The organism is Microcoleus sp. B13-B6, assembly GCF_036705405.1.
Lineage (GTDB): Bacteria > Cyanobacteriota > Cyanobacteriia > Cyanobacteriales > Microcoleaceae > Microcoleus.
Genome location: NZ_JAUBUJ010000203.1, coordinates 1 through 5,218 on the forward strand (window position 1 = coordinate 1; position 5,218 = coordinate 5,218).

Here is a 5,218-nt window from a genome sequence, read left to right on the forward strand (position 1 = left end):
TTAAGTTATTAATACATTACTTGAAGTTTGACGATATTCCCATTCCTGGGGTATTCATACCTTGATTCAGCAACGCCGCAGTTTCAAGAGTGTTTTTTGAGTTGGGTAAATTCAATTACCAAAAAATTGGAGCTAGAAGTCATAGCCATTGATGGCAAAACAATGAAACAATCTTATGACCGGAATCACAGCCAAAAACCGTTACATATAGTCAGTGCATGGTCGGCGTCCCATCAATTAGTTTTAGGGCAAAAAAAAGTCAATAATAAATCCAACGAAGTGACAGCCATTCCGGATTTATTAGAGCTGCTAGAAATTGAAGAAAGCATAATAACCATCGATGCTATGGGATGTCAGAAAGAAATAGCAGCGCTCATAATTAAGAAGAAAGGAGATTATCTTTTAGCGCTAAAGGGCAATCAAAAACTTCTTCATAAAGACGTAAAAAACTGGTTTGAATTAGCTCGAAAAGAAGAGTTTGCTAGGAGAGAGCATAGCTATTATCAACAAATAGAAGCTGGGCATCATCGAGTTGAAAAAAGACAAATTTGGACGGTGGCAGTCTCGGAGTTGCTACCTCTTCATAATCAATCATTGTGGGCTGGATTAAAAACGGTTGTGATGGTCGTAAGTGAAAGACGTTTGTGGAATAAAACTACCACAGAAGTTCGGTTTTATTTAAGTAGTTTAGCCACTAATGCCGAGAAGATTTATCAAGCAATTCGCAGTCATTGGGGTATTGAAAATAGCTTACATTGGACATTGGATGTTACTTTTTGTGAAGACAAGAGTCGCATTCGTAAAGATCATTCTCCTGAAAATTTTGCTCTTCTACGGCGTTTAGCTGTCAATTTACTGAAACAGGAAAAAGGATTTAAAGGAAGTTTAAAAATGAAGCGGTATCTGGCGGGAATGGATAATAATTATTTAGTTAAAATTTTAGACTCTGCCAGCTAACGCTCGAAAACTAAAACTGATTCCCGATCTAAATTGATTCAGTTTTGAGAATTCAGAAGTTCTTAAAGCTCGATTTTAACTGGGTTAATTGCATCAGATTTAAGAGTTTTAAGAATGGTTTTCTCAGAGACTCACTTATGCACAAATATGATTTTATGTCAACTTAATTTAGATGCGTTTACCCTGGTCACCACCCACGCTAAAGCTAACAATTTTTCCCCTGCCTAGATGAATACGACAGGACAAGCTTCCCCTAGGTACAGTTAAGGGCCACTGTTCGTCAAATTGCTCTTGTGAAACGCACAACCTTCCTGTCAATATAGTCTTCTCATCCCCGCAACCTGTCGCAAGCAGCAGCACAGCCACTACACCGCATTTTCTCCAATTCATGCGATTGCTCCGATATTTTTTTTGGATGTGACAACTCTAACCGAGCCTGACAGCTAGGAAAACCCTGCCAGTCCCAACGACAGACTACTCTCACGGCGCAACCCAGATAAAAACGGGCTGCGTCGCTTTTTTAGACTGTCAAAAATCAACCTGCCTCATCTGTCCCCCGTTCGGCTTTTGAGCCGATCGAACTCTGCAAAGTCTGCCACGCCGACGATCGACTCAACATCGGCGGATATAAACTTGCCCGCGTCGGTTGCTCCGCAAAATCCTCCTCAATAGGAGGAGCAATGTGAGCATTCGGCACAGTCGAATATCCGGTAAAAATTAAGTCCCTAGGACTTACGCATTGACAAAAAACATCATCTATGTATTCTAGACAATGCCATCACTGAATCGGTTTGCCAAAATATGCTCACGTATAACTGAAGTGAATAGATTTCTTTGGACTTCATACCAGTTACTAATTATTTTTTCAGACCGCATAAACTCCAATTTTACAAATGCTTGAAGTGAACAAAATATATGAGTCTTGATTGCCGAGGTGTCTCTCACCATGAAACGACAAATTCCACATACTTGTTTGATGGCTCTATGAAAGGTTTCAATTTGCCAATGAGTATCATGAATTGTGAGAAATTCATCTCTTGTTATCTCCTGAATCTTTGACTCGTCTGGCAAATACAAAATGTAATGTCTAGAGGCCTCTTCTTTAAAGCTTTTCCTAAACACTTTTACAAATCCAAATTCTTTCAAATGAGTTCTTAATCCTGATTCAGCCATGACCAGAGTGCTTACCTGGCAATAATTATGTGGCTCATTTGAGACAGTCCTATTTTTTTCAATTCCGAATAGAAAACCCAATTTCTGGTTTTTTAGAAATTTTAAGTTTTCCACTCCTGAATACCAACTATCTCCTGTTACTATTCTTGGCTTGACTCCCCAGCTTATTATTTCGCCCACCATTTCTCTAAAATAATCGTTTTTGGTTTTTCCCTCCTTTTTGTCATATATTCTGTAATTTATTGGCCCTGATTTACCATTAATATCGCTGTAATATAGGGTGATTAAATTTAAACTCATAATAGTTTTATGAGCTTTTCCTGACCAAAAATAACTAATCAATTCGGCATTTTTAGGGTAACAGTAAATCTTTTCTATAACTGTATCGTCTACACTTAGTATCCCTCCTGTCAAGTTGATTATTTTCTCTATCTGGCTGAATAAGTCTTTCGGCTCATACCTTTCTCTTAACAAAAACCGATTGATAGAATCGTGAGAAACATCTCCCAATATCTCTGATAATCTGCTACATCCTCCCAGTTTGGGTTCTGACAACAATGCAGGAGGTGTAAAGGTCGGCGTTGCATTGTGCCGTAGAGGGTTTAGTTATTTTTCTCATTGTTCCATACTTAGAAAGGAGACGACAATTATTTATCAACGCACTGTTCGGTTATTTTGTCAATGCGTAAGTCCTAGCCCCTTGACACCTAGAATGCCCCATTCATAAGGGTGCATTATTTTTTTTCTGCACGTAAAAGTGCGGTTTGTGATCACAAAAACATTGCTTGCTACCAAAACTAAACAGCCATAACCTGCCTCAACAGGCCAATGTACGCTCGACACAAAAAAGCAGTAATTTGGCATAAAATTGCAGGCATTTGCACGATATTTACAGGCATTTGCAGGTAGAGTGCAGCCCCTGCAAATGCCTGTAATCTCACTGACTTTATACTGCAAACGCCGGACTTTATACTGCAAATGCCTGACTTTTGGGCACACAAAAATTAGCTAATTTTTTAGCGTTTTTAACAACAAGTGGATTGACTTAATAATCAAGTTACAGTATCTAAGTTGAATTAAAATTCAACTTAAGCAAGTGTGAGAAAATTGGCAACACAGCAGCCGTTATGCCAGCCTTGACAGTTGCGTAAATTGCTGTTGTCGGGCTCGCGCTTTGCAATCGGCTAAACTGTTGGTAGGAAGGCAGGTTAAGAGCAGACCATAATACGGTGTCTTAAGGGCGAGAGCGTCTGTGATCGTTGCAACGCCGGTCAAGTAAATCAAATTTCCTCGCCTATCCGTTTATAGAAATAGTAATTTCTTAAGCTGTTGTGCATTTAAAACGCATAGTGATATAATATAACATAATGATATTCAGACAAAGTGAATGCCTACTAAAAATTTTTTAAGTTCCGAAACAAAGGAAACTCTTCAACAAGTATTAAAAGAGCATGATCATCCAGACATTCGGCTTCATAGCCTTAATTTTTTTGTTACTAAATAACGGAAATACTCAAGCTCAAACTGCTAAACTCATTGGATGTTCTCTCAGAAAAGTAGCTTATTGGAGTATTCATGGTGATCCGGATCGATTAGATAGTTTTAAAGATGATAGGATGAAGGGTAACTACCGAAAAGCTACAGAAGAATACATTGATTTACTTCTAGAGACAATTGAAGTAGAACCTGAGAAATATGGCTATGAATTCGGGAGATGGACAACAGCTAGACTTGCCATATATTTAAAAGAGAAAACAGGAATTGAGCTGAGTAGTACCCAAGTAAGGAGAATCTTAAAATCAAAAAAGTATGTTTACCTTTGGGCTAAATACAGCTTAAAGGATAAGCAAGATGCCGTAGAAAGGGGTTTATTTAAAGATAAATTAGATGAGTATTTAAAAATAGAAAAAGAATCTCTAAACCTATTGCAGGTATGGTTTTAGGACGAAAGTGGATTTAGTTTAAGAGTAATTAGACGAAAAAACTGGTGTAAAAAGGGGACTAGAAGTAATAAAAGAGGAGACCGACGAAAAGGTCGTATTAATGTTATGGGTGGAGTGAGATACTCAGACAAAAAAAGATGGGTAGATTTTATTCCATCTGGTAATTCTGCTAATTTTTATGCTGTGCTGAAAACTTTTTATGAAGATTTAAAATCCGAGTGGATATTGCAAGGAAATTTAGCAGAAGACTTTAAAGATAAGGGCTGTAAGTTTGTGATAATTTTGGACAACGCTAGTTTTCATAAAAAAGCAGAGACTTTGCAGAAAATAGCGTCAGAGATGCCGAATCTAATCCTAGAGTTTTTGCCCAAGTATAGCCCTGACTATAACCTAGTTGAATTAGTATGGCATTCCGCAAAGGAATATGTTGCTAATAGATTATTTGAATCCATTGAAAAACTAGAATCACTGTTACATAAACTTTTAAATGAAGGAGAATTAATTATGAAATGGAACCGAAAGATCAAAAACAAAGGTAACTTAGTTAATGCAGTTTAGATGTCGAACAGCTTATTCGCTATCGATTTACCGGGGAATCAACCAGGAGCGATCGGGCAGCCCAACAAGCCGATCGCTCCTGGTTTCTCCGTGGTCAGCAAGGAAAATCCAAGAGCGGCAGACCTAGGAAAACTTTCGGCAATATGCGTTTTTATGCGTTTTTGTGAGCTCGCCCCTCACCTTTTAGCTGCTTAAACTCTTCAAATTGCGTCTCGCTAACTATCGCCAAAACATCGGTGGATGCAAGAAAGGCCCGCGTCGATTGCCGCCACAAAATCCTCCTCAATAGCTGAAGCTACGGCGCGAGATTGGTAGCCGCTCGCCTGTTTAATTGTAGGAGCTCCGTCGTGGGCGATCGAGCTGTCGCTCAAGCCGATCGGTCGCTACCCAGGTGTGACGGCAGGAATTGATGCCAGTGCTGGTACGAAGTTGTCACAACAACAGGAGCAATGTGAGCAACCGGCACAGTCGAAGAGCGGGTAAAAATCAAGCCCTTTGACACCTAGGATTCCCCATTCATAAGGGTGCATTATTTTTGTTTCTGCACGTAAAAGTCAGGTTTGTGATCACAAAACCATTGCTTGCTA

General features: G+C 39.1%; 5 protein-coding genes and 2 pseudogenes. 3 read left to right on the top strand and 4 right to left on the bottom strand.

Translation table 11 applies throughout. From position 1 onward, the window contains the following. The first annotated feature begins 27 nt into the window (after positions 1–27). Positions 28–957, top strand: coding sequence for an ISAs1 family transposase (locus QUB35_RS38290; protein ID WP_333148204.1), 930 nt, complete (start codon positions 28–30; stop codon positions 955–957). Positions 958–1,125: 168 nt separating this feature from the next. Here the strand turns inward: QUB35_RS38290 and QUB35_RS38295 are convergent, their stop codons facing one another. From QUB35_RS38295 to QUB35_RS38305, 3 genes and pseudogenes are all read right to left on the bottom strand, one after another. Further along, complete coding sequence (locus QUB35_RS38295) at positions 1,126–1,347, bottom strand: hypothetical protein (protein WP_333148206.1); 222 nt, start codon at positions 1,345–1,347, stop codon at positions 1,126–1,128. Between the two features lie 145 nt (positions 1,348–1,492). Further along, positions 1,493–1,654 carry a hypothetical protein gene (locus QUB35_RS38300; protein WP_333148208.1) on the bottom strand — a complete coding sequence of 54 codons (162 nt, stop codon included), beginning with the start codon at positions 1,652–1,654 and terminating at the stop codon, positions 1,493–1,495. 68 nt (positions 1,655–1,722) lie between these two features. Then, a pseudogene (locus QUB35_RS38305) lies at positions 1,723–2,749 on the bottom strand (IS701 family transposase). Positions 2,750–3,517: 768 nt separating this feature from the next. On the opposite strand from QUB35_RS38305, the pseudogene QUB35_RS38310 reads away from it, so the two are divergent. Beyond that, a pseudogene (locus QUB35_RS38310) lies at positions 3,518–4,631 on the top strand (IS630 family transposase). After that, the gene (locus tag QUB35_RS38315; protein ID WP_333148212.1) at positions 4,632–4,826 is read left to right on the top strand and encodes a hypothetical protein; all 195 of its coding nucleotides are present in this window, start codon (positions 4,632–4,634) and stop codon (positions 4,824–4,826) included. Between the two features lie 20 nt (positions 4,827–4,846). Here QUB35_RS38315 and QUB35_RS38320 read toward each other — a convergent pair whose 3' ends face one another. Beyond that, a complete protein-coding gene (locus tag QUB35_RS38320) occupies positions 4,847–5,002 on the bottom strand; it encodes a hypothetical protein (protein WP_333148214.1) in 156 nt (51 codons plus the stop codon). Between the last annotated feature and the right edge of the window lie 216 nt (positions 5,003–5,218).

Excerpts from the sequence above, each read along its gene's own strand:
- QUB35_RS38315 (WP_333148212.1), top strand. The coding sequence starts at position 4,632 with ATGTCGAACAGCTTATTCGCTATCGATTTACCGGGGAATCAACCAGGA.
- QUB35_RS38295 (WP_333148206.1), bottom strand. The coding sequence starts at position 1,347 with ATGAATTGGAGAAAATGCGGTGTAGTGGCTGTGCTGCTGCTTGCGACA.